Source organism: Segetibacter sp. 3557_3, assembly GCF_004354985.1.
Taxonomy (GTDB): Bacteria; Bacteroidota; Bacteroidia; order Chitinophagales; family Chitinophagaceae; genus Segetibacter.
In genome coordinates, this window is sequence record NZ_SMSK01000007.1 from 231,808 (window position 1) to 254,704 (window position 22,897).

20 protein-coding genes and 1 tRNA gene are annotated in these 22,897 nt (G+C 46.3%); 10 read left to right on the forward strand and 11 right to left on the reverse strand.

The annotated features are described in order from the left end of the window. Window positions 1-30 precede the first annotated feature (30 nt). The 7 genes from cobA to EXU57_RS13255 all read right to left on the reverse strand — a co-directional run bounded on the left by cobA (window position 31) and on the right by EXU57_RS13255 (window position 7,121). Entirely contained in the window at window positions 31-858 is an 828-nt protein-coding gene (gene cobA, locus EXU57_RS13225) for a uroporphyrinogen-III C-methyltransferase (RefSeq protein ID WP_133268690.1), read from the reverse strand. A 30-nt stretch (window positions 859-888) separates the two neighbouring features. After that, a complete protein-coding gene (locus EXU57_RS13230; protein ID WP_133268691.1) occupies window positions 889-2,130 on the reverse strand; it encodes a sulfate adenylyltransferase subunit 1 in 1,242 nt (413 codons plus the stop codon). Between the two features lie 86 nt (window positions 2,131-2,216). Continuing rightward, entirely contained in the window at window positions 2,217-3,125 is a 909-nt protein-coding gene (cysD, locus tag EXU57_RS13235; RefSeq protein ID WP_133268692.1) for a sulfate adenylyltransferase subunit CysD, read from the reverse strand. 17 nt (window positions 3,126-3,142) lie between these two features. Further along, a complete protein-coding gene (locus EXU57_RS13240) occupies window positions 3,143-3,865 on the reverse strand; it encodes a phosphoadenylyl-sulfate reductase (protein ID WP_133268693.1) in 723 nt (240 codons plus the stop codon). 380 nt (window positions 3,866-4,245) lie between these two features. Next, window positions 4,246-4,319 (reverse strand) — tRNA-Ala (locus tag EXU57_RS13245). 238 nt (window positions 4,320-4,557) lie between these two features. Then, on the reverse strand, window positions 4,558-5,883 hold the full coding sequence (locus tag EXU57_RS13250) for a citrate (Si)-synthase, eukaryotic (RefSeq protein ID WP_133268694.1): 1,326 nt from the start codon (window positions 5,881-5,883) through the stop codon (window positions 4,558-4,560). Between the two features lie 146 nt (window positions 5,884-6,029). After that, window positions 6,030-7,121 carry an LptF/LptG family permease gene (locus EXU57_RS13255; protein WP_133268695.1) on the reverse strand — a complete coding sequence of 364 codons (1,092 nt, stop codon included), beginning with the start codon at window positions 7,119-7,121 and terminating at the stop codon, window positions 6,030-6,032. A gap of 296 nt (window positions 7,122-7,417) precedes the next feature. Between EXU57_RS13255 and EXU57_RS13260 the strand changes: the two genes are divergently transcribed. The 8 genes from EXU57_RS13260 to EXU57_RS13295 all read left to right on the forward strand — a co-directional run bounded on the left by EXU57_RS13260 (window position 7,418) and on the right by EXU57_RS13295 (window position 16,965). Further along, window positions 7,418-10,042: a DNA translocase FtsK gene (locus tag EXU57_RS13260; RefSeq protein ID WP_133268696.1), complete on the forward strand. Its 2,625-nt coding sequence runs from the start codon at window positions 7,418-7,420 to the stop codon at window positions 10,040-10,042. 410 nt (window positions 10,043-10,452) lie between these two features. After that, a complete protein-coding gene (locus EXU57_RS13265; RefSeq protein ID WP_133268697.1) occupies window positions 10,453-11,088 on the forward strand; it encodes a LolA family protein in 636 nt (211 codons plus the stop codon). 102 nt (window positions 11,089-11,190) lie between these two features. After that, entirely contained in the window at window positions 11,191-12,534 is a 1,344-nt protein-coding gene (locus EXU57_RS13270) for an aminopeptidase P family protein (RefSeq protein WP_133268698.1), read from the forward strand. Window positions 12,535-12,589: 55 nt separating this feature from the next. Then, the gene (locus EXU57_RS13275; protein WP_133268699.1) at window positions 12,590-13,393 is read left to right on the forward strand and encodes a CDP-alcohol phosphatidyltransferase family protein; all 804 of its coding nucleotides are present in this window, start codon (window positions 12,590-12,592) and stop codon (window positions 13,391-13,393) included. An 85-nt stretch (window positions 13,394-13,478) separates the two neighbouring features. Next, window positions 13,479-13,727: a phosphoribosylformylglycinamidine synthase subunit PurS gene (gene purS, locus EXU57_RS13280; RefSeq protein ID WP_133268700.1), complete on the forward strand. Its 249-nt coding sequence runs from the start codon at window positions 13,479-13,481 to the stop codon at window positions 13,725-13,727. Between the two features lie 55 nt (window positions 13,728-13,782). Continuing rightward, complete coding sequence (gene rsmI / locus EXU57_RS13285) at window positions 13,783-14,448, forward strand: 16S rRNA (cytidine(1402)-2'-O)-methyltransferase (RefSeq protein ID WP_133268701.1); 666 nt, start codon at window positions 13,783-13,785, stop codon at window positions 14,446-14,448. A gap of 15 nt (window positions 14,449-14,463) precedes the next feature. Then, window positions 14,464-14,910 carry a PepSY-like domain-containing protein gene (locus tag EXU57_RS13290; RefSeq protein ID WP_133268702.1) on the forward strand — a complete coding sequence of 149 codons (447 nt, stop codon included), beginning with the start codon at window positions 14,464-14,466 and terminating at the stop codon, window positions 14,908-14,910. Window positions 14,911-15,102: 192 nt separating this feature from the next. Further along, on the forward strand, window positions 15,103-16,965 hold the full coding sequence (locus EXU57_RS13295; protein WP_133268703.1) for a M1 family metallopeptidase: 1,863 nt from the start codon (window positions 15,103-15,105) through the stop codon (window positions 16,963-16,965). A 189-nt stretch (window positions 16,966-17,154) separates the two neighbouring features. Here the strand turns inward: EXU57_RS13295 and EXU57_RS13300 are convergent, their stop codons facing one another. Further along, window positions 17,155-17,370, reverse strand: a complete 216-nt coding sequence (locus EXU57_RS13300) for a hypothetical protein (RefSeq protein ID WP_133268704.1) — start codon at window positions 17,368-17,370, stop codon at window positions 17,155-17,157. Between the two features lie 430 nt (window positions 17,371-17,800). Here EXU57_RS13300 and EXU57_RS13305 point away from each other — a divergent pair, with 430 nt between their 5' ends. After that, window positions 17,801-18,325 carry a YdeI/OmpD-associated family protein gene (locus EXU57_RS13305; protein ID WP_133268705.1) on the forward strand — a complete coding sequence of 175 codons (525 nt, stop codon included), beginning with the start codon at window positions 17,801-17,803 and terminating at the stop codon, window positions 18,323-18,325. Window positions 18,326-18,390: 65 nt separating this feature from the next. On the opposite strand, the gene EXU57_RS13310 is transcribed toward EXU57_RS13305, so the two are convergent. From EXU57_RS13310 to EXU57_RS13320, 3 genes are read right to left on the reverse strand one after another with little or no spacing between them, the layout of a single operon-like run. Continuing rightward, the gene (locus tag EXU57_RS13310) at window positions 18,391-19,674 is read right to left on the reverse strand and encodes a M20/M25/M40 family metallo-hydrolase (protein ID WP_133268706.1); all 1,284 of its coding nucleotides are present in this window, start codon (window positions 19,672-19,674) and stop codon (window positions 18,391-18,393) included. 21 nt (window positions 19,675-19,695) lie between these two features. Next, the gene (gene rsmG, locus EXU57_RS13315; RefSeq protein ID WP_133268707.1) at window positions 19,696-20,319 is read right to left on the reverse strand and encodes a 16S rRNA (guanine(527)-N(7))-methyltransferase RsmG; all 624 of its coding nucleotides are present in this window, start codon (window positions 20,317-20,319) and stop codon (window positions 19,696-19,698) included. Further along, complete coding sequence (locus tag EXU57_RS13320) at window positions 20,310-21,431, reverse strand: glycosyltransferase (protein ID WP_243745589.1); 1,122 nt, start codon at window positions 21,429-21,431, stop codon at window positions 20,310-20,312. Before EXU57_RS13320 ends, rsmG begins: the two co-directional genes overlap by 10 nt. A 202-nt stretch (window positions 21,432-21,633) precedes the next feature. Between EXU57_RS13320 and tgt the strand changes: the two genes are divergently transcribed. Next, a complete protein-coding gene (gene tgt, locus EXU57_RS13325; RefSeq protein ID WP_133268708.1) occupies window positions 21,634-22,773 on the forward strand; it encodes a tRNA guanosine(34) transglycosylase Tgt in 1,140 nt (379 codons plus the stop codon). Window positions 22,774-22,897: the final 124 nt, after the last annotated feature.

Genomic DNA, 22,897 nt, shown 5'->3' on the forward strand with positions numbered 1-22,897 from the left:
CACAACGTTTAACCTTGCCGGATTACGGCCTTATGCGCTCAACTTAACCTGTTCAATCACCTGGTCAACGGGTTTAAAATAATTATCATCACCAGCCCGTGTATCAAGCCAGTTAAACTGTTCATGCAGTGCTACAACCTTTCCAATGATTACCAGGGATGGTGAAACATACGACTTGTTATTACCAGTCGTGTACTCGTGAATAGGCCAGGTATGAACGTTTTGAAATGGTGTGGTCGCCTGTTCAATAACTGCGAGCATAACATCGCGTGCTATACCATTTGCAACCAGGTTCTTTACGATTGTGTCCAGGGTTTCGGACGACATATAAAATACAAGTGTATCGTTTGTAGCTGCAAGTTCCTGCCAGTAGCTGTTGGCAAGTTGGTTCGACTTATAACAGGTCAGAAACCGGACTGCAGTAGAGTAACCCCTTGCTGTTAAAGGTATGCCCGCCATTGCAGCTGCCCCGGAAGCTGCTGTAATCCCCGGAACGATCTCGTATGCAATATTGTTTTCGACCAATATTTGCAACTCATCCAGGATGTTTGAAAAAAACGATACGTCGCCACCTTTAAGCCGCACCACCAATTTGTCTTGCCGGGCGTAAAACACCAACAACTCGTTAATGGTATCTTGCGGGGTAGATCGTTCCTGACCAGACTGTTTACCTACATATATAATTTCCGCATTCGGCTTAACATGGGCGCTTAAAATATCTTCGCTCACCAGCCTGTCGGTTAATACTACGTCAGCTTGTTGAAGGTAGCGTACCGTCTTAAGCGTAATCAGTTCAGGATCACCCGGACCAGCTCCTGCAAGTATTACTTTGCCTCTATGTGTAAGTTTTCCTGTCATAGACTACCGGATAAAAAGTGTATCAGAGTATTATTGGATCATGCATGCGCCCACCGTGACGCAACTGGTTTCATCAATCAATATGGCACCACCATTATCACGCAACCTGTTGTACGAATCAAAGGCTACCGGTGAGGCTGTTTTAATGGTAGCCCTGATGATGTCGTTTAGTTCTGCTCTTTCCGGTGCAGGTTCTTGTTGCAGTGTATTCACATCAAGCTTGTAGGCAATCTCGCGCACCACTGCACGCACCACCCGGCTGTTGATCTGGAACAGGTATTTGTTGCCGGGAACCAAGGGTTTATTGCCCATCCAGCATAGGAGCACCTCAAATTCCTGTTCGGTATTTGGCTGATTATCTCTCCTGACGATAAGATCACCACGACTCACATCAACGTCATCTTCCAGGTGCAACACCACGCTTTGCAGGGCAAACGCCTCATCTGTTTCCTTACCACCAATTTCAATCGATGATATGGTACTTTCTATACCGGAAGGCTGTATTACAACCTTGTCGCCTTTGCGATAAACTCCGCTGATTACTTTACCGGCATAACCCCGGTAATCGTGCAGTTCGGCTACCTGTGGACGGATAACATACTGTACCGAAAACCGTGGATCGGTAAGGTTTACGTCGTTTTCGACCTCGATATTTTCGAGGTAGTGCAATAAGGACTCGCCCTCGTACCACGGGAAGTTGGGTGAAACCTCAACAATGTTATCGCCATTCAAGGCGCTAATTGGTATATACTTTACGTCTTTTAAATTGAGCGACTTTGCCACTTCCTGGTAGTCTCCAACAATCTGGTTGTAAACTTCTTCGGAGTAACCAACAAGGTCCATTTTGTTGATTGCAACAACGATATGTGGAATGTTCAGCAGGGATGCGATAATCGAGTGCCTGCGGGTTTGTTCTACTACCCCATTGCGGGCGTCCACAAGAATGATCGCAAGTTCTGAATTTGAAGCACCGGTAACCATATTACGGGTGTACTGAATATGCCCAGGTGCATCGGCAATTATAAATTTTCGTTTTGGCGTGGAGAAGTACTTGTAAGCAACGTCAATCGTTATCCCCTGCTCCCGCTCGGCACGAAGACCATCAGTTAACAAGGCCAGGTCAATCTCCCCAAGGTCTTTGTTTTTACTTTGTTTCTCAATGGCTTCAAGTTGGTCAATTAGTATGGATTTGCTGTCGTATAACAAACGACCAATGAGGGTACTTTTTCCATCATCAACACTACCAGCGGTTATAAATCGTAAAATGTCCATGCCTTTCTCTACAGGTATTTTAAAGATTAACGAGGTCGTGCCTTCGACCTGGTTTCGAATAAGGTTCTTGTCAGCAGGTAATAGGGTTAAAAGTAGCCGCTCTTTTTGCGGTCTTCCATTGCAGCCTCCGACACCCGGTCGTCGATCCTCGTTTCACCACGCTCACTTGTTTTTGTGGCGATAATTTCGTTGATGATGTCGTCGATTGCTGTGGCATCTGACTCCACTGCTGCAGTACAGGTCATGTCGCCTACGGTACGGTAACGAACCTTTTTCTTCAGTACAACATCCCCCGGGTCTAATTTAATAAAGTCTGAAATTGCTACGAGCTGTCCCTCATGCTGAAGCACCTCCCGTTCGTGTGCAAAATAGATTGAAGGGAGTTCAATTTGCTCGCGGCGGATATAGTTCCATACATCCAGTTCGGTCCAGTTGCTGATGGGAAAAGCGCGTACGTTTTCGCCTTTATGAATTTTTCCGTTATAGGTGTTCCAGAGTTCGGGCCGTTGCAGCTTAGGGTTCCACTGACCAAATTCGTCGCGAACAGAAAATATCCGCTCTTTTGCCCGGGCTTTTTCTTCATCACGGCGGGCGCCGCCTATGAGGGCGTCAAATTTAAACTCTTCGATCAGGTCGAGCAGGGTATAAGTTTGGAGGGCATTGCGACTGGCAAACTTTCCTTTTTGTTCGGTCAGGCTCTTTTCGCGAATGGTATCTTCTACTTTTCGCACGATCAGCTTTTCACCAATCTGTTCAACGAGTTCATCACGAAAGTCAAGGGCCTCGGGAAAGTTATGGCCGGTGTCGATGTGTACCAAAGGGAAAGGAAACTTTCCGGGTCTGAATGCTTTTAAGGCAAGGTGTACAAGGGTAATTGAGTCCTTACCACCTGAAAACAACAAAGCGGGACGCTCAAACTGGCCCGCAACCTCACGCATGATGTGAATGGCTTCTGACTCCAGTTGTCCCAGGTAATCTAAATGGTATTTACTCATTTCCTTATCTATTTATATTAATCCACAACGTGAACGTGCAGCCCACACTCTTTTTTTTCGGTGTCTTCCCACCACCACCGTCCTGCCCTAAAGTCTTCACCTGGCCGAACAGCACGAGTACATGGGGCACAGCCGATACTAACAAATCCTTTGTCGTGCAATGGATTATATGGGATGTTGTGTTTGCGGATATATTCCTTTACTTCTTCAGTTGACCAGTGGAGAATAGGGTGGTATTTCAACACGTTGTTGCCTTCATCCCACTCCACCTGTGGCATTTCGTGGCGCGAGGTTGAGTGCTCGGCCCTGAGCCCGGTAATCCAGACAGCCTGTTCATTTAACGCCCTTTTTAACGGCTCAACCTTCCGGATGTAACAACAAGACTTCCGGTTTTCCACCGACTCGTAAAATGAATTGGGGCCGTTTGTACCAACAAAAGTTTCAATGAGGTCGTGATCGGGATAATATGGTTTCACCCGGGTATTGTAACGTTCATTGGTAGCGCTCCAAACCGAATATGTCTCGGGAAAGAGCCTGCCCGTATCCAGGGTAAATATGCTGATAGGAAGTTTGTTCGACAGGATGATGTGGGTGATTGCCTGGTCCTCGAAGCTAAAGCTTGTTGAAAAAGTAACCCGGCCGGGATAACGACTGCTCAGATCGAAAAGTACCTCTTCAATGGATAAGCTGGCTACCCGCTGCTGAATCTCTGTTAAATAATCAGGGTGTGTAAGAAGCATCTTATTGAAAATGTGCCTGTTAAAGCGTTTAGGTCAAAAAAATGGCGGGCAAGGTTCGTGTTTCCGGCTTTGAAACGACAACAAAAAGCATTGTTGTAACAGGCGATCAAACAATTAAAACATGCACGAACTACATGCCTTAAGCTCATTTCAATAGCGAAGATATATTATGGAACCGAAAAAACGGGGAATAGTCTACAGAATTAATAGGATTTTAAAAGTTCCCTGAACTTGTAGGCATTTTTCGACAATTTCTGAATAACCCGTCTTTTGCGGTAGCTTTTATCAGGTTTTCGAATGAAAAGCCAAGAAGCATCATGTAAGACTGCAGAGAAGAAATTATTTAAAAAAGAAAAAACCCCTTTCGGGGTTTAAAACTGTGGAGATTACCGGAGTCGAACCGGTGACCTTTTGCATGCCATGCAAACGCTCTAGCCAGCTGAGCTAAACCCCCATTTAAGCGACGCAAATGTATTGGTTGAGCTTCGTGCCAGCAAAAAAATCTTTGCCGGCCTGCGGGGGCGAGCCCCATCTTCCTGATTGCAACCAATTAATCCCATATGGTGGAGGTTTTGCCGCCCAAGGATTTAGGGTACAAGTGAGTGACACAACAAAAGATCAATCAAGGTACCAATGCTGGTCACCAAAAGTCTCTAATCTTAGCACATCCTGATCCGACGAGTGCGTCTTTATTAACCTTCCCATATTTCGCCTTTACCCTCGAGCCATTGTTTAACCAGTTCGGTTGTAACACTTTTTGGGCGCTCCAGTGGAAATCCAAGCGCACGATCCCAGCACAAGCTGGCAAGTACGCCAAGGGCGCGGCTAACACCGAAAAGGACGGTATAAAACTCATATTCAACCAGGCCGTAGTGCACAAGCAGCGCGCCGCTGTGTGCATCCACATTAGGCCATGGATTTTTTACTTTGCCCAGGGACTGTAAGATCGGCGGAACGGTTTCATAAATGTTCCAGACGGTTTGCACCAGCGGATCGTTGGGCATATGTTTCTTTCCAAATTCCATTTGGGCGGTAAACCGAGGGTCGGTTTTACGTAAAACCGCGTGCCCATATCCAGGAACCACTTTACCCTCAGAAAGCGTTTTGCGAACATATTCAGCAATCTGATCGGCAGATGGACTCTCGGTTCCGAGCTGCTCGCGCATTTCGAATATCCACTTGATCACTTCCTGGTTAGCCAATCCGTGAAGCGGGCCGGCAAGACCGTTCATGCCGGCAGCAAAACTTTGGTAAGCATCACTAAGTGCAGAACCAACCAGGTGGGTGGTATGAGCGCTTACGTTTCCGCCTTCGTGGTCGGCGTGTATGGTCATGTACAAACGCATCAGCTCGTGAAAGCTTTCGTCGTTGTAGCCCATCATATGGGCGAGGTTTCCGCTCCAGTCGAGCAGGCCGTTGGGCTGAATGTGTTGGTTCTTTTTATATTTCCGGCGGTAGATGTAGGCGGCAACCCTGGGTAATCTTGCGATCAGGTCCATGGCATCGTCGAACATTACGTCCCAATAATCTTTTTTGTTCATGCCTTCTGCATAGGCACGGGCAAACCGGCTTTCCGTTTGCAGGGCCATGATGCCCACGACAAACATGGTCATCGGGTGGGTATCAAGCGGTAAGGCGTCGATTGTAGAAAAAACGTGGTTGGGTACATGGCTTTTACGCTGCCACACGTTGGTAATATGGTTTACATCCTCTTCGTTGGGTAACTCTCCGATGAGCATCAGGTAGAACAGCCCTTCGGGTAATGGCTCGCTGCCTCCTGAAGATTTTGGAAGTTTTTCACGTAGCTCGGGAATGGTATAACCCCGGAAACGAATACCTTCCTGTGCGTCTAAGAGGCTCGTTTCAGATACGAGCCCGGTGATACCCCGCATTCCCTGGTAAGCCTGTGCCAGGGTAACTTCACCAATCTTTTTCTTGCCGTGTTCCTTAAGTAACTCTTTCAATTCCGCATTTGCCACATCCGCTTTTTCTTTAAACCGATCTTTTAGTATACCCATGACAAGACATGTTTTTTGTGTTAAATGATGAAATCTCGACGCTTCACAAAGCAGTTTGGAAGGGTCGGCAGGAAGATGGCTAAGGTAAAACAACTTGCATACAGAAAAAAATAATGTGCGGTATACAAGCGATTTATGAAGCGGGACTATTTGGGAGCACGCTTATAAAACCAGAATGCAACGAAGGTAAACATGATGTTTGGCAACCACGCTGCGAGCAGTGGTGACAGGTTACCCTTGGTAGAAAATATGGTCGAAAAACGGTCGGTAAGGATAAAGAGTGCAGCGGTAATAAAGCCGGTTGCCAGGTGAACCCCACTACCTCCACGAACACGCCTGCTGGCAACGGTAACCCCGATCAAGGTTAGCAAGAGCAATGAAAAAGGTGTTGCATCGCGGCGATATCGCTCAACCTTTAGTGCATTTAATCCTTCAACCCCACGTTGCTCCTCTCCCTTTATAAACTCGTCGAGTTCAGGGGTAATCAGTTTATCCTTTGTATACTCGTCGCGCTTAAGGTCCAGGGGTTTAAAGTCGAAATTCATTGTTTTGGAAGGCACCATGGTAATACTTTCCCGTAAGCCATCAATCCTGCGTTCGATAACATTATCGAGTACCCATTTGCGCTTGGCGGTGTCCCAACGAAATGACTCTGCACGCAGATTATAATCAAGCTGGTTTCCTTTGACGTGTTGCAGAAAGAAGCTGCTGCCCGTCCTGGTTGAGGTATCGTAGTAATTAACTCCCGCATAAGTAAAAGAGTCAATCTTCAAATACAGGTTGTTTCGTCCGCCCAGGAGCGGGTTGTAAGAGTTGTTTCCATCGATGTACTTCGACTGAAAGCTTACCCGGATCTCATTGGCTATGGGGATCACATACCGGTTGGCAAACCAAAGGATGGTTGCCAACAACACCGCACCCATAAAGAAAGGCCTGATAAAGCGGTTGTAGCTGGTGCCACTGGCAAGGATAGCAACGACTTCGCTTCGCCCGGCCATTTTGGAAGTACAGAATATGACCGCGATAAAAACAAACAGCGGAAAAAGCATCGCCAGGATGTGCGGAATAAAGCCGTAATAATATTTAGTGATGATCTCCTTGAACGTGAGGCCGGACTTTACAAAATCGTCCGTCTTTTCACTAACATCTATAATAATGGTGATAAAGGCAAAAAGAAAAATTGAAAAGAAGAAAGTGACCAGGAAGTTCTTTAGTATGTAGCCATCAATTTTTTTCATGCATTAAGGGTCGGCGGCAAAGATAGATTGAAGTAGGCACAGAACATTGTTATAGTTGAAACGACCGTTGGCTAAACGCACTTGCTGCAGTCATTTTGCATTCCTTTTAACACACACAATGGTAAATTGTTGAAGCTGTTGCATAGGTGTGGATTGGGGCTGGCTATTGCATAAAATCAGCTCAGATTAGTAGAATTACGGCGTTACCACTGTGCACAAATGTTGAATACCCGTGGAGGTTACGCACATCCCAGCGCTTTCAAATTGATTTATATTTGACGCGTATTTAAGAGCTCATGGCAAACCGTTTAAAAAAGAAGACTCCTCCTGCCCCAAATCCTGCCAAACTTACGGCGGATAAGGTAGCAGATGTAAGCATGAAGGAGATTGTGAAGGATGAACGTACATTTAAAATTGCGGGTACGGTTAGCCTGTTATTATCGCTGTTCCTGTTCGTTGCATTTACATCATACCTTTTTACCTGGCAGGAGGACCAGGACAAAGTGCATCGGCTTGGAGTAGGGATATTTAGCACAGATGACATTAAAGTAAACAACCTGCTGGGTGTACTGGGTGCTTATACCGCCCACTTTTTCATCTACAAAGGTTTTGGCATTGCGGCATTCCTGCTTTGTACCTTCTTTTTTGTGCTTGGGGTAAATATGCTCTTTGGCAGGAAGATCTTTTCTCTCAGGCGGAACTTGAAATATGTACTGGCGGGTTTACTGGTACTAAGCGTATGTTTTGCTTTCCTTTTTCGGAGTAGCAATTTTGGCTGGGGTGGCGGGTTCGGTCAGTTGCTTAACGCATGGCTGATTAAGTGGATCGGTAATGTAGGCACCGGCTTATTATTATTGATGGCATTTTTCAGCTATTTCGTCTGGCGGTTCAATCCAACTTTTAGCATCCCATCGTTTGCAACGGCAGGCGGGGAAAAGCCGGAGCAACCTGAAGAGGAAGGTGAAGCCGATGATGAACCATTCTTTAGTCCTAACCTGGACATGTACCGTGACGAACCGGATGGTGGAAGATTGTTTATTAATAAAGATGTTGTTAAGTCGAATAACCGGCTGAAGAAAGAAGGAAAAGGGGTTGTGGTTTTGGCCGAGCAAGATGACGAGGGCAACAGCTTAAATGAATTCCGGCTTACCGAACGTGAAGAGCAGTTTGACGAAGAAACCAGCGAGGAAGAACTTCCTGTGCAGGAGATACCGCCGCCATACGTGCAACGTGCACCCAAAAAACTCACTGAAGACGATCCACTTGAAGTAATTCTACCACCTGAAGAGCCGATGCTTTATACCCCTAAGCAGGTAGTGTCGAATATGGAACTGGAGATAAAAGAGTTTGCTGAAGACGAAGATGTTGATGATGCCGATGACGAAGTGAAAACACCTGCAAAAACGTTTAAGCTCGACCCTTATGAACCTACCCTCGACCTTAGAGATTACCTCTACCCGTCGCTGGACCTGCTGGAGCCGCATGGGAGTGAAAAAATTGTACATGATCCCGCCGAATTGGAGAGCAACAAAAACCAGATCATCGCGACGCTCAAAAATTACGACATCTCTATTCAACGTATAGCAGCTACCGTGGGACCAACGGTAACCTTGTATGAAATTGTGCCCGCACCCGGGGTAAGGATCAGCAGGATCAAAAACCTTGAAGACGACATCGCGCTAAGTCTTGCAGCACTCGGCATTCGGATCATCGCGCCAATCCCCGGAAAGGGAACCATTGGTATAGAGGTGCCGAATGTAAGAAAGTCGGTGGTGAGCATGAAGACCCTGCTTGCTTCGGAAAAATTCCAGAACAACGCATTTTCGTTGCCCATCGCTATTGGCAAAAAGATCGATAACGAAAACTTTATCGTTGACCTTGCAAGTATGCCCCACCTCCTGATGGCAGGAGCAACCGGCCAGGGTAAGTCGGTTGGCTTGAACGCCATATTGGTTTCGCTGTTGTATAAAAAGCATCCATCGCAACTGAAGTTTGTATTGGTGGATCCAAAAAAGGTGGAGCTCAGTATCTATCGTTCAATCGAACGCCACTTTCTTGCCAAACTGCCGGGTGAAGAAGACGCGATCATTACAGATACAAAAAAGGTCATCCATACACTTAATGCCCTTTGTATTGAAATGGATAACCGCTACGACCTGTTGAAAGAAGCGGGGGTACGAAACATCAGGGAATACAATGAAAAGTTTATTGCCCGGAAGTTAAATCCGGAGAAGGGACACCAGTTTCTACCCTTTATCGTGCTGGTAGTGGATGAGTTTGCCGACCTTATTATGACGGCGGGCAAAGAAGTGGAAATGCCCATTGCCCGTCTGGCACAACTTGCGCGTGCGGTGGGTATTCACCTGATTATTGCAACCCAACGTCCTTCGGTAAATATTATTACGGGTACAATCAAGGCAAACTTTCCTGCCCGTATCGCCTTTAAGGTGTCGAGCAAAATCGATAGCCGTACCATCCTGGATGCGGGCGGAGCCGAACAACTCATAGGTAAAGGCGACATGCTCATCAGCTACAATGGTGAGATCACGCGTTTGCAGTGTGCTTTTGTGGATACACCGGAGGTGGACAAAATCACTGACTTCATTGGTGATCAAAGGGGCTACCCGGATGCGTTCCTGTTACCGGAATACATCGACGAAAAAGAGCTGGAAGGCAAAGACTTTGACAGCTCAAACCGGGATCCCCTGTTTGAAGATGCAGCCCGTCTGGTGGTAACCAGCCAGATCGGAAGTACTTCGCTCATTCAGCGGAGAATGAAACTTGGTTATAACCGTGCGGGCCGTTTAATGGACCAGCTTGAAGCTGCCGGAATTGTTGGACCAAACCAGGGTAGTAAAGCACGTGAGGTGCAGGTTAAAACCGAAATGGACCTGCAGGAAATCCTGGGGGCTTTTGATTAGCCTGGTATTTACGGGCCTGTTGTTAGCGTATCTAACTGATCAAGGCATAAGAAATAGATGCCGGCGAAAGGGATTAGTGGCTGTCATCAACCAGATCATCGCTTCGTTTTAACTTTGCGTCCCTTCTCCCGGGTAAATAAAAGAGTGGTCATCTTGACATCAAGGTGGTTAGTAGCTTTCAAGATACTGTTCCTTCTAGCGGTATTCGCAGCCAAACAATCCTTCACTTTAGGACCCGCTTACCAAACGGGTACTAAAAAAGTTATAAAAGCAAACAGGAGTTTACTCTGGCATCCTTTTGGCTTTGTTGGTATTAACAATCAATCACATAATAGTTTAACAATAACCACCATCCTGCAGGCAATTTATTGGTTCCAACCATCTTAAGTTTGCAGGCCATAAAAAACAGTATGACTTCCATGAGAAATGTGTACCTGCTGCTGGCCATGTTTACGTTTGTATCGTATACTGCCACTGCGCAAAATGACCCGAACGCAAAAAAGGTTCTTGACGGAGTAAGTGCCAAATTGAAAACCTTTAAAGGGGTGAGTGCCCTTTTTAACTACGTTTCAAAGACGCGCGCCGGTAAAACGGCAAGCAACGTTAACGGTAACGTATTGATAAAAGATCAGAAATATTATATTAAGCAAGGCTCAACTGAAATCTTTAGCGACGGCAACAAAGTATGGAATTATAACGGCGCAGGAGAAGTTACCATCACACCGGCCGATGACGCCAAAGCTATTACTCCACAAAAGCTGCTGACGAACTTTTACGATAAAGATTTCGTCTATAAGCTGATTTCATCAGCTGGTACTTTTCACGAGATTGAGCTTACCCCGGTAGACAAAAGAAAGAACTTCCAAAAAGTAAACCTGTTTGTTGACAAGGCAAAGATGATGGTGACAAAAGCAAGAATACTCGACAAGAGTAATAATACCATCGAATTTGCACTTAAAAACATTAATACCAGTGCCAATATCCCCGATGCCTCCTTTGTTTTTAACAAAAGCAAATACAAAAGAGAAATCGAAGTGATCGAGTAATTGGATACGAGTATTAAGATCGGATAGGGCCGTTCACTTAGTTGTGGGCGGCTTTTTTGTTTCGTCAAACCTGTATCTTGCAGACACTCAAAACGGGCATACATGAAACATCTTCCTCTTGATCCGGAAATCTTTATACAGAACAGGCAGCGCTTTACAAAAGAAATGAAATCGAACAGTATTGCGGTGTTTAACAGCAACGATGAAGTACCTGCAAACGGTGATCGTTTGTACACCTTTATCCAGAACAGCGATCTGTATTGGCTCTGCGGTATCGAACAGGAAGACACGATGGTCGTGCTGTTTCCCGATAACCCTGATCCTAAATACCGGGAAGTTCTTGTGCTGACACGTCCGAATGAGCTCAAAGAAAAGTGGGATGGCAAACGCCTGCGGGCAAATGAGGCCACGGCAATCTCAGGCATTAAAACCATCATATGGCTCGATGTTCTGGAGGCACAGCTTCAACCCTGGATACACCTTGCCGATGTGATCTACATTAATACCAATGAAAACGATCGCAAGTCGAGTACCCTGCCAACCCGCGATTACCGTTTTTCCAAAGAACTCATGGATCGCTATCCTGCACATAAATACGAACGTTCAGCTAAGGTGCTGAAAAAGCTGCGGGCGGTAAAAACGGAGCAGGAAGTTGAAGTGATGAAAGAAGCCATAGCAATCACCGAAAAAGCGTTTCGCAGGGTGCTTGGTTTTATAAAGCCCGGTGTTAAGGAATATGAAATAGAAGCGGAGATTGTGCACGAGTTTTTGCGTAACCGATCCAAAGGCGAAGCCTACGGCAGTATCATTGCCAGTGGCGACCGTGCAAGAACACTGCATTATATCTCGAACAATGAAGAATGTAAGGATGGAGAGTTGATATTAATGGACTTTGGTGCTAACTACGGTAACTACAATGCGGACCTTACCCGGACAGTCCCTGTAAATGGCAGGTTTTCAGCCAGACAAAAAGAAGTTTACAATGCTTGTCTTCACCTGCACAACTTTGCAAAAGACATTTTAAAACCGGGGATCAACCTGATTGATTACACAGAACAGGTAGGTGAAGAAGCAAGCAAGCAATTCATTAAACTTGGATTGCTTTCCAAGGCAGATGTAAAAAATGAAGATCGTGACAACCGTGCCTACCGCAAATACCTTTACCATGGTATTTCCCATCACCTTGGTATTGATGTGCATGACCTGGGCAGCAGGGTTGAACCCATCAAAGAAGGTATGGTTTTTACGATCGAGCCGGGGATCTATATCGAAGAAGAACAAATGGGTATCCGGATTGAAAACAATGTTTGGATAACCAAAAACGGCAATAAAGACCTGATGAAATCCATACCGATCACGGTTGAAGAAATTGAGGGTTTAATGAATGCATCCCGGCCGGTGCTGAATGGCGAACTAAGAAACAACAAGGCGTCCAGCATGAGCTGATCAGCTCCCTTCAAACCATAACATTGGCAGTCATAAGCAGAACACCCAGGTTAACATGAAACAAATCCCAAATATTTTTACTTTACTCAACCTGTTTTTTGGCTGTATCGCAATCGTTTTGATCATGCAAAGCGGCCTCATGCCCGTAGTCAGTGCCGAAGGTGAGCAGATGGTGGTACTGCCAGAAAGGATGTATTGGGCCTCCCTGTTTATCGGGATTGCCGCGGTGATCGACTTCCTGGATGGTTTTGTTGCCCGGCTGTTGAAAGCCACTTCCGACATGGGAAAACAACTTGATAGCCTTGCCGACGTGGTAAGCTTTGGTGTTGCTCCCGCACTTATCATTTACCAATTCCTCAGGCTTTCCTTTGCGCGGCAGGAAGACGGGCTGGATATATCAACCGCCTGGCTTTTACCCGCATTTATTATTCCGTGTGCCGGAGCTTACCGCCTGGCCCGGTATAATCTCGACACTACCCCATCCTACGGCTTCAAGGGAGTGCCCATACCAGCCGCCGGTTTATTAGTGGCTTCATTTCCTTTGATTTACTGGTACACCAACCAACCCTGGGTAGATAGCTTACTGTTAAGCAAATGGTTTTGGTATGCCGTTATCCTTATCATCAGCTACCTGATGGTTTCTACCCTGCCTATGATGGCCCTGAAATCAAGTGAGCGGGGTTTCAAAAGTAATATGCCGAAATATGCCCTGCTTGCTGCGGCTGTAATATGCGGCATCCTGTTCCAGTGGCTTGCCGTTCCCTTAATTTTTATCTTGTATATCGTGCTTAGCCTTGCCAGCCCCCTGGCCGACAAGGTTCGCTATGCCGATAAAGACGGCCTGGCTAAAAATCCTTGATAAGTAGTACATACCGGGTTTGATTGCCACAACATCTTTTATTGTCGTCTTCATCTTTTATCTTTGGCCCCTCAAAACATAACTGATGATTTACAACGTTCAAATTAAAGTGATGCCCCTCAAAGACCTTTTAGATCCGCAGGGCAAAGCGGTTATGGGTGGTTTGCATAACCTTGGAATGAACGGTGTACAGGACGTTCGGATTGGCAAACACATCACCCTGCAGGTTGATGCCGAAAGTGAGGCCGCTGCCCGTGATATTGCTGAAGAGGCAAGCCGCAAATTGCTCGCAAACCAGGTGATGGAATTCTATGAAATTGAAATGATCAGCTAACGTTTAACAGGCGTTCATTTACCTGGTGTTTACCAGTTCCAGTTCAATCTTTCCTATGTTGTATATTGTTCCTTCGCCAATCGGCAACCTGGCCGACATTACTTTCAGAGCGGTGGAGATCCTTAAACTTGCTGATGTAATTTTTGCTGAGGATACCCGCACGTCCTCTAAGCTGCTACAACATTATGGTATTGTAAAACCGGTCTCGCCTTACCACCAGCACAACGAACATAAGATTGTACAGCACATCACCGACCAGCTTAAAGCAGGAAAAACGTTTGCATTAATCACGGATGCAGGAACACCTGGTATTTCTGATCCTGCTTTCCTGTTGGTAAGGGAATGTATTAAAGAAGACGTAAAGGTTGAATGTCTTCCGGGCGCAACCGCCTTTGTTCCGGCCCTTGTAAACAGCGGGCTCCCGATCAACCGGTTTACTTTCGAAGGTTTTATTCCGTTGAAAAAGGGAAGACAAACACTACTTAAAGCATTGGCAACGGAAGAACGTACAATGGTTTTTTACGAAAGCCCTGTGCGCCTGGTAAAAACACTCAACGACTTCATTACTTATTTTGGAGCGGAAAGACAATGTTGTGTTAGCCGCGAGTTAACAAAGTTCTACGAGGAGAACAAAAGGGGAAGTTTGCATGATGTTTGCACCCATTTTTCGCAGAAAGACGTTAAGGGTGAGATCGTTATCGTTGTCGACGGCCATCGTTAAAATTCAAAAAAGTATATGAACATAAAAGCAATCCTACCTACCCTGGTGCTTATCGCTACATTTTCAGTAGCCAACGCACAATTTGGCAAAATCCCTACTGAAGCCACCAATGCCTTCCAAAAGAAATATCCCGAAGCCTCAAACGTGTCCTGGAAAAGCAGGCTTGCCTCATACAAGGCTGAGTTCGATATGGACAAACAACATTATACCGCCGAATTTAACAGTAAGGGACAATGGGAGAAAACAGAAGCAAAACTTACTTATGACAAGCTTCCCACGGAAATTTCCGATGGTCTGCATAAGAGTCTTTACTCCAATTGGGAATTTACCGAAATCATGAAAGTCGACGAGAAAGAAAAAGATACGGTGTACCGCATCCGGGTTAAAAAAACCGACCTCGACAAAAAGTACCTGTTCTTTAGCACTAAGGGGCAACTCATCAAAGAGTCCAGAACCATATAATTTTTTATCCCTCCCCGCTATTGTACGCCAATCTAATTTTTAGTTTTCTTTAAACGATTTTGACCGTATTCAAATCTTCCACGAGCAGGGCGAGTCTTACTTTTGCACCTTTATCCAGGTAAAAAGCAAATCCGGAAACGGCTTTACACTTCGGTTCCTTATTTATGCCTGGTGTTTCTTAAACATTCCCGAATGATCAAATTGTTCCCTCTTTTTGTGGCCTCTCTATTGTTGCAGCTATCAGTAGCCGCGCAGTCTGACCGCTGGCAACAACACATCAGGTACGATATCGACGTTAAACTAAATGTAAGCACCAATAAGCTTAACGGTACAGAAGCGATTACCTATACCAACAACTCTCCCGACACCCTGACCCGGGTGTTTTTTCATGCTTACTGGAATGCCTTTCAACCAAATAGCAGCATGGACGTAAGAAGTCAGCAGCTGGGCAACATCGTTATTGGTAAAGACAAGCGCGGAAACGATATCCGCGACTGGGATCGTCGTGTGCAGGACAGGATTTCAAAACTTACCGATACGGGTATTGGATACCAGAAGATTACATCCATCAAAATGAATGGAAGGGCGCAAACGGTAAAAGTGCACGAAACAATCCTCGAGATCCAACTGGATAAACCCATACCCCCCCGTTCGAAAACGCTTTTCTCTCTTGACTTCGAAGCACAGGTGCCGGTGCAAATCCGGCGAAGTGGTCGTGATAATGTGGAAGGTATTCGTTATAGCATGAGCCAGTGGTACCCCAAAATGGTAGAGTACGATTACCAGGGCTGGAACGCAAACCCCTACATTGCCCGCGAGTTTTATGGTGTTTGGGGCGACTACGACGTAAAGATTTCGCTTGACAAAAACTATATGATAGCCGGTTCCGGAACATTACAAAACGCGAACGAAATCGGCTTTGGTTACGAAACCGCGGGAACCAAAGTTCCTGCTGCAAAAGGCAACCAGCTCACCTGGCATTTTGTTGCACCAAATGTTCACGACTTTGTTTGGGCAGCAGATCCCAACTACAAAAAAATAACCCGCCAGGCCGCAAGCGGACCACTGATCCATGTGGTGTATAAAGCGGTTGACAGCCTTGAAGACAAGTGGCAAAAAGTTGCAGATACGGTTATGATGGCTTACCCCCTGATTGCAAAAACATTTGGAGCATACCCATACAAAAACTATTCATTCATCCAGGGTGGTGATGGCGGAATGGAGTATCCAATGGCAACTCTCATCAAAAATGCAAGTGTTGGAACGGCTATTCACGAGTGGATGCATTCCTGGTTCCAGGGGATGTTGGGTACTAATGAAAGCTTGTATCCATGGATGGATGAAGGCTTTACAAGTTATGCGGAGAGCCGGATCATGCATGAGCTTCGCAAGCAAACAGGATTTGCTTACGAGAGCGAATATAAAGGTTACATCAACCTGGCAAAAAGCGGATGGGAAGAGCCTGCAACCACCTACTCCGATCATTACACTACCAACTACGCGTATTCAAATGCGGCTTACTCGAAAGGTGGCGTTTTTATGGCGCAGTTGGGCTACATCATTGGCGAAAAAGCACTCGATAGGGTATTACTCGATTATTACAACCAGTGGCGGTTTAAACATCCTAATCCAAACGACTTTATTCGTGTTGCTGAAAAAGCAAGTGATATGGAGCTTGACTGGTATAAAGAATATTGGATCAATACCACAAAAACCATTGATTACAAAATTGACAGTTTGTGGGAAGATGGCGGAAAAACTAAAATTCGCGTGCGGCGGGTTGGCGAAATACCTATGCCGATCGACATCAGGTTAACATTCAAAGACAGTTCAAGAGAAGAGCACTACATTCCGCTCAACCTCATGTATAATTCGAAGCCCGTTGAGCAAACCGCTTCAAAGCGCCAGGACCATGAGGCGTGGCGTTGGACCCATCCAACTTATGTATTTGAAACCAGTCGCAGGTTGCTCGACCTGCAACAAGTGGAAATCGATCCTTCGCAGCGCCTGGCAGATCTTGACCGGCGAAATAATGTATTACGATTGAAATGGTAAAGAGGCCCGAAAGGGCCTTTTTTATTTGAGGAAGTTATGTCCAATCTGGTGCATGAAGGCCTAACTACAAAAGCATAGGATCTGCTGCACCAACAACAATTGTTCGTTCCCTCATGCCGGTGCAACGCAGTATAACAGAGCGTCACTGGTTGCGTTGCTGATCCGTGCTTTTTTTGCCTTTCTTGGAGACTAAGTCAGGTCATTCCGGTCGTCGCTCCTGGCAAATATTTCTCCTTCGTCCATGTCTTCCTGTGGGCCCGCAACATCCGTTAGTTCAATATCTGCCTCAATATCCGCTTCAGCCTGGTCGTGCGCGGCTTTGTTTATAGCTGCCTGCTTCTCATCTGCTTTTGCGGTTGTGTCGGCGTTTACCGGTTGTTTCTGATCTTTATCTACGCTTGCCATATCATATACGTTTAGGGTACAGAAAGAATAAATTCCGTGCCACCGAACCACGTCTCCGTGTGATAAGGATCCGTCTGGCAAACATTTTTTATGAGGTGAGCCTGGACAACTGTGGCGACATCGTTGCCCGCCCGGCTACGCCAGTCGGACGGGCGACGCTCCGTTTTACGGCAAACCATTAATGAGCAAAACAAAATTGATAAAGAAGCCTTACTCTTTTGAAAAACTTGTTTACAAATACCAAAGTCGGTAGTAATATGAATAGCAGTAAGCAAAGCTCCCCAGGGGCATAGCGTTGACCGGAGCGTCGCAACCAAAGATCAACCAAAGCTTCCCTGCCGGCTCCAAAAAAAAGCTTAACCGTTAAGCGAAACAAACTTGTTTTCAAATTTTGTCTATTTTGTTTCCACCTTAACTAATGGGATAACAAATGGTACATTTTACCACTGTAATCAAACGATTTGACAAACAAGGCGATAAAACCGGTTGGACCTATATTAACGTAACTGAAGATCATGCTGGCAAACTTTTACCAGGCAACAAAAAAGGTTTCCGCATAAAAGGCCGGTTGGATAATTATGCCTTTGAAGGCCTGAGCCTTATTCCAATGGGCGGCGGTAATTTTATCCTGCCACTAAATGCTACGATCAGAAAAGCGATCGGCAAAACAAAGGGTGCCATGCTAAACGTAATGATTGAACTTGACACAAAACAAATTGCTCCACCAACCGAACTGATCGAATGCCTTGAAGACGAACCCGCCGCGCTCGACCGGTTCAACGGTCTTGCACCATCACACCGCCGGTATTTTATCAACTGGATCAACGAAGCAAAAACGGATGTTACCAGGGCAAAAAGGATTGCGGCTTCGGTAAATGCCATGCTTAAAGGCTGGGACTATGGCACCATGATCCGTAGTTTGCGCGACGACAAAACCGATCTGATGGAGTTATAAAAAGTTTTGACCGGTAGTTTACGGGAGCGTTCCCCGAGCGCAAGCTTAGAACAGGCATTTGCTCCCTAACGGGTAAGCCGGTAAATGAAAAGTGCCGCACGCTGAACCAACAATGGAAACTCTTTCAGGTTAATGGTTTCACCGGGGGCATGTGCGCCTTTGCCGCTTGCGCCTAAACCATCAAGACACTCAACATACCTCGCGATGTACGAGATATCTCCGGCGCCCCTGCTTCCGGGATCACCAGCCACCGTCTCACCTATCCCCATAGCGCTGGTTACCCCATTTAATATTGCTACGAGCTTTGCGTTACCCGCCGTCGGTTCCATTGCAGGAATGCCATCAGTAAAAGTAATTTGTGCCCGGGTAGATGCCAGGTTGTTTTTTGCCACGATTGCCTGCATATTTAACCGTGCCCTTTCTTTTTGTTGTTCCGATAAGAACCGGAGGTCGCCCTGTACAATTGCGCGTGGAGATATGATGTTTGTTTTGCCCTGCACGTCAGCCCGGATGGTTGCACTATCGAACAGCACATCAGATCCGCCTGCGAAGATGCCGGGATTGAAGGTGAGGTACTTTTCATGACCAAGCTGTTCGCGAAAAGTATTTATGATTCGCGCAGCCTCGTAAATGGCGCCATCATTATTGCTGAATACACCCGCCGAATGTGCCTGCACACCCTGCACATTCAACAACCAGCCGCTGGCACCGCGGCGGCCTGTTGCTACGGTATGCAGTCCCTGTGCACCCTCAAATGCCAGTGCAATGTCGGCCTGCTTTGCCCGGGCAATGAAATCGGCCCTGCTTACTTCTGCAGGCACCCCTGCCTTTTCCTCGTCCCCGGTAAAATACGCTGTAATCGACGCGTCTTTGATCAGTCCAACCTGGTGAAGGGCCCTCAAAGCTGCAAATATGATAACATCCCCGCCTTTCATGTCGTTTACACCCTGGCCGGTTGCAGTTGAGTCGTTCAACTTTTTAAAGGGGTTCTCCGGCATGTCGGGTTCAAAAACGGTGTCGAGGTGACCGACAAGGAAAAGCTTTTTTCCTTTTGTACCCTTTCGCGATACTACCAGGTGACCAGCGCGTTTAAGCGAGTCCGGTAACGACACCCATTCATGTTTGAAGCCAATACTTTCAAATTGCTTTCCCAGTATAAGACCAACCTTTTTTACCCCTTCCGTATTCAAGGTTCCGCTGTTAACGTTCACCAGTTGCTCAAGCAATTGCATCGTTTCAGGCATTTGCCGGTTAACCAGGTCGATAACCTTTTTTTCATCTGCAGTTAGTTTTTGTCCAACGGTTTCAAATGCAGCGAACAACAGTAAAACGAATACAACTCTTTTCATAAGTTCAGTTTTAAAAAGGGATCACTTTCTCACGTGCAGCAGGTACTTTTCGTTGAAGTACTCCTCGGGGAAAACCTCCTGTATAGGCACCATCGCGGGTCTAAGTCCGCTGGCAGATATCTCGGCAGCAAGATCTCCACCCTTTAGGCAGATGAGCCCGTTGGCGAGGTCGTGTGCATGACCTTTTTTTATCAGTGGTGCGCTCCAGTACCACAGGTCCTTTAGCGGCGCCACGGCGCGGGAAACCGCAAAGTCAAACAGCCGGTTTTTGATGTCTTCTGCCCTGGTATGTTGTGTACTCACATTAGTGAGACCAATACCCAGCGCAACTTCTTCTACCACCTTCAGTTTTTTTGCAATACTGTCTACAAGATGAAATCGGGTTTCGGGAAAAAAGATGGCCAGCGGGATGCCTGGGAAACCACCACCTGTGCCGATATCAATCACCTGGGTTCCAGGCTTAAAGTCAACTACAGTTGCGATTGCCAGCGAATGAAGGATGTGTTTCAGGTATAGGCTCTCGATGTCTTTCCTTGAAATTACATTGATCTTGCTGTTCCAATCATTGTATAGTGCCTCCAGTTTTGAAAATTGCTCCTGCTGGATTTCGGTAAAGTCGGCGAAGTACTTAAGTATTAGTTCCATGTTTTCTTTGCGCGCCTGAAAAGCGATGGTAAAAATAAGGCATAGTAAAAACACATACCGATTTCAAGTAACAGGAAGAGGGGCCACAGGTCTGCTTCGTTGAGTTTCCGCATGGTTCTATAATAAACATAAGCCTGCAACACCAGCCGGCTGGCAAATACTGCCGTTGCAAGCTGCCAATCAAAGAAAAGAAACGCGAGAAGGAAAAGCGGGTACGTTAACACCTGTGTTGCGGAATAAAGCCCAAGCAGGATCTTGTGCTGCAACTGGTAATATTTGGCGGTTGAGTAATGCCTGGTTTTTTGGGTATACCATTCTTTCCAGGAGGATTTTGGCTCACTTAACGTATGTGCAGCCGGATCGATCATGATTGTTGTATTGCGTTTGGTTGCCACCTTATTGATGAAGAGGTCATCGTCTCCGCCCGGAACCTGGCTAATAGATGCAAACCCATCATTATCGAAGTACAATTCACGCCGGTAACTCAGGTTTCGGCCAACCCCCATGTAGGTGAGCCCGGCAAGTGCATAGCTGAGGTACTGCAATGCGGAATGGAACGTTTCGAACCGGATAACCTTGTTTAACAAGCCATCCTTTTTCCGGTATGCCCCATAACCCAGCACAACCCCGATCCCGCTGGTATACACACTTTGCATCAGGTGCATCCAACGATCACTTGCAGGTGCGCAGTCTGCATCTGTCAACAACAACGTCTCGTAGCGGGCCGCGGCTATGCCCTTGCTTAATGGAAACTTTTTTCCGGGAAGCGTTTTGGCCTCGTGCTTAAGTTCAAGCGTAGCCAGACGGGGATATTGTTGTTTAAAGGCTGCTAAAACTACCGCAGTGTTATCAGTAGATTGATCATCAACAAGCAAATATTCGTGTTCGCTGGTGTACCGCTGTTGCAATACTTCGGGAAGATGTGAACGAATATTCCCCGACTCATTCCGTGCACAAACAATTACCGATAGGGGCACTTCTCCATCCTTTTGTAGGTGCTCATAATGGGCGAGCCGAAGAAAGAAAAAGCAATAGTAGAAAAGTTGAATAAGTACAACCAGGCACAATGCGGAGAACACCAGCTCAGGCCAATACTTAACAAAACTCATCATCCGGCAAAAATAAGCGGAACTTAAGTTAAAGCGGGAGGCTCAGGATTTCAACCCGCTACTGAATTGGTCGCGGGCCTTACCTTTACCCCCTTTCAAAATGCAGGAAGAGAATTTGCGCCACGGTGTAACAGGATTGCTAAAGAGCGCCGTAACAAAACGGTATTCCCGGCCTGCAATAAACACGAATTTTTACTAGCTAAATATGCCTTCATTAGAATTTGAGCTCCAGAAAACATCCATCGGTTCTGCTGCAAGAGCAGGAAAGATCAGTACTGACCATGGAGAAATCCTTACCCCGATCTTTATGCCTGTTGGCACCGCCGGAAGTGTAAAAGCTGTTAATCAACAGCAATTGTCTAAGGATGTTCAGGCGCAAATCATACTCGGCAATACCTATCACCTCTACCTTCGCCCGGGCACCGAAATTTTGGAGGCAGCAGGAGGGCTCCATGGCTTTAATGGCTGGCACAAGCCGATTTTAACCGACAGTGGTGGCTACCAGGTGTTCTCGCTTGCGGCCAGTCGCAAAATCAAACCTGAAGGGGTTACTTTTCAGTCGCATATCGACGGCAGCAAACACCTTTTTACGCCTGAAAGGGTAATAGATATCCAACGCTCGATTGGTGCCGACATCATCATGGCTTTCGATGAGTGCCCACCTTACCCCAGCGAGTACAAGTATGCGAGTGACAGCATGAAGCTTACCCATCAATGGCTCGACAGGTGCATCGAACGTTTCGAATCAACTCCCGCCAGGTATGGATACGATCAGAACCTGTTCCCGATTGTACAAGGCGGAACTTATGAAGACCTGAGATTGGCATCGTGCGAGTACATCAGCTCTAAAAATGCACCAGGCAATGCAATTGGCGGTCTTAGCGTAGGCGAACCTCCGGAACTGATGTATGACTTTACTGCCCTCTGTTGCAGCAACCTGCCTGTGCATAAGCCCCGCTACCTGATGGGGGTGGGAACACCATGGAATATTTTAGAATGTATTGGTATGGGGGTCGACATGTTTGACTGTGTTATGCCTACCCGGAATGGACGCAATGGCATGTTGTTTACCACGAAAGGCATCATCAACATAAAAAATAAAAAATGGGAAAAGGACTTTTCGCCTATCGACAATGGCTTACCCGGCGAGCTGAGTAATTATTACTCGCTTGCCTACCTCCGGCACCTGTTTGTTTCAAATGAATTGCTTGGGCTGCAATTGGCCAGCATACAAAATCTTAGTTTTTACCTGTGGCTGGTTACCGAAGCGCGAAACCAGATACTAAACGACAATTTTGTTACCTGGAAAAATGAGATGATCCCAATACTTCAACAAAGACGGTAAGGGAGCTGAATCCAGCTTTCCAATTGTAGCACAAGGCACAGGTGCAATCTTCACAATCTCTTAAAAAACGACTTCCTATTTTTATAAGGATGATATTTGCTGCATTAAGGCTCCGTTTTTAGCC

Coding starts and splice junctions, on each gene's coding strand:
- cobA (WP_133268690.1), bottom strand. CDS start 858: ATGACAGGAAAACTTACACATAGAGGCAAAGTAATACTTGCAGGAGCT.
- EXU57_RS13230 (WP_133268691.1), bottom strand. CDS start 2,130: ATGGACATTTTACGATTTATAACCGCTGGTAGTGTTGATGATGGAAAA.
- cysD (WP_133268692.1), bottom strand. CDS start 3,125: ATGAGTAAATACCATTTAGATTACCTGGGACAACTGGAGTCAGAAGCC.
- EXU57_RS13240 (WP_133268693.1), bottom strand. CDS start 3,865: ATGCTTCTTACACACCCTGATTATTTAACAGAGATTCAGCAGCGGGTA.
- EXU57_RS13250 (WP_133268694.1), bottom strand. CDS start 5,883: ATGGGTATACTAAAAGATCGGTTTAAAGAAAAAGCGGATGTGGCAAAT.
- EXU57_RS13255 (WP_133268695.1), bottom strand. CDS start 7,121: ATGAAAAAAATTGATGGCTACATACTAAAGAACTTCCTGGTCACTTTC.
- EXU57_RS13260 (WP_133268696.1), top strand. CDS start 7,418: ATGGCAAACCGTTTAAAAAAGAAGACTCCTCCTGCCCCAAATCCTGCC.
- EXU57_RS13265 (WP_133268697.1), top strand. CDS start 10,453: ATGACTTCCATGAGAAATGTGTACCTGCTGCTGGCCATGTTTACGTTT.
- EXU57_RS13270 (WP_133268698.1), top strand. CDS start 11,191: ATGAAACATCTTCCTCTTGATCCGGAAATCTTTATACAGAACAGGCAG.
- EXU57_RS13275 (WP_133268699.1), top strand. CDS start 12,590: ATGAAACAAATCCCAAATATTTTTACTTTACTCAACCTGTTTTTTGGC.
- purS (WP_133268700.1), top strand. CDS start 13,479: ATGATTTACAACGTTCAAATTAAAGTGATGCCCCTCAAAGACCTTTTA.
- rsmI (WP_133268701.1), top strand. CDS start 13,783: ATGTTGTATATTGTTCCTTCGCCAATCGGCAACCTGGCCGACATTACT.
- EXU57_RS13290 (WP_133268702.1), top strand. CDS start 14,464: ATGAACATAAAAGCAATCCTACCTACCCTGGTGCTTATCGCTACATTT.
- EXU57_RS13295 (WP_133268703.1), top strand. CDS start 15,103: ATGATCAAATTGTTCCCTCTTTTTGTGGCCTCTCTATTGTTGCAGCTA.
- EXU57_RS13300 (WP_133268704.1), bottom strand. CDS start 17,370: ATGGCAAGCGTAGATAAAGATCAGAAACAACCGGTAAACGCCGACACA.
- EXU57_RS13305 (WP_133268705.1), top strand. CDS start 17,801: ATGGTACATTTTACCACTGTAATCAAACGATTTGACAAACAAGGCGAT.
- EXU57_RS13310 (WP_133268706.1), bottom strand. CDS start 19,674: ATGAAAAGAGTTGTATTCGTTTTACTGTTGTTCGCTGCATTTGAAACC.
- rsmG (WP_133268707.1), bottom strand. CDS start 20,319: ATGGAACTAATACTTAAGTACTTCGCCGACTTTACCGAAATCCAGCAG.
- EXU57_RS13320 (WP_243745589.1), bottom strand. CDS start 21,431: ATGATGAGTTTTGTTAAGTATTGGCCTGAGCTGGTGTTCTCCGCATTG.
- tgt (WP_133268708.1), top strand. CDS start 21,634: ATGCCTTCATTAGAATTTGAGCTCCAGAAAACATCCATCGGTTCTGCT.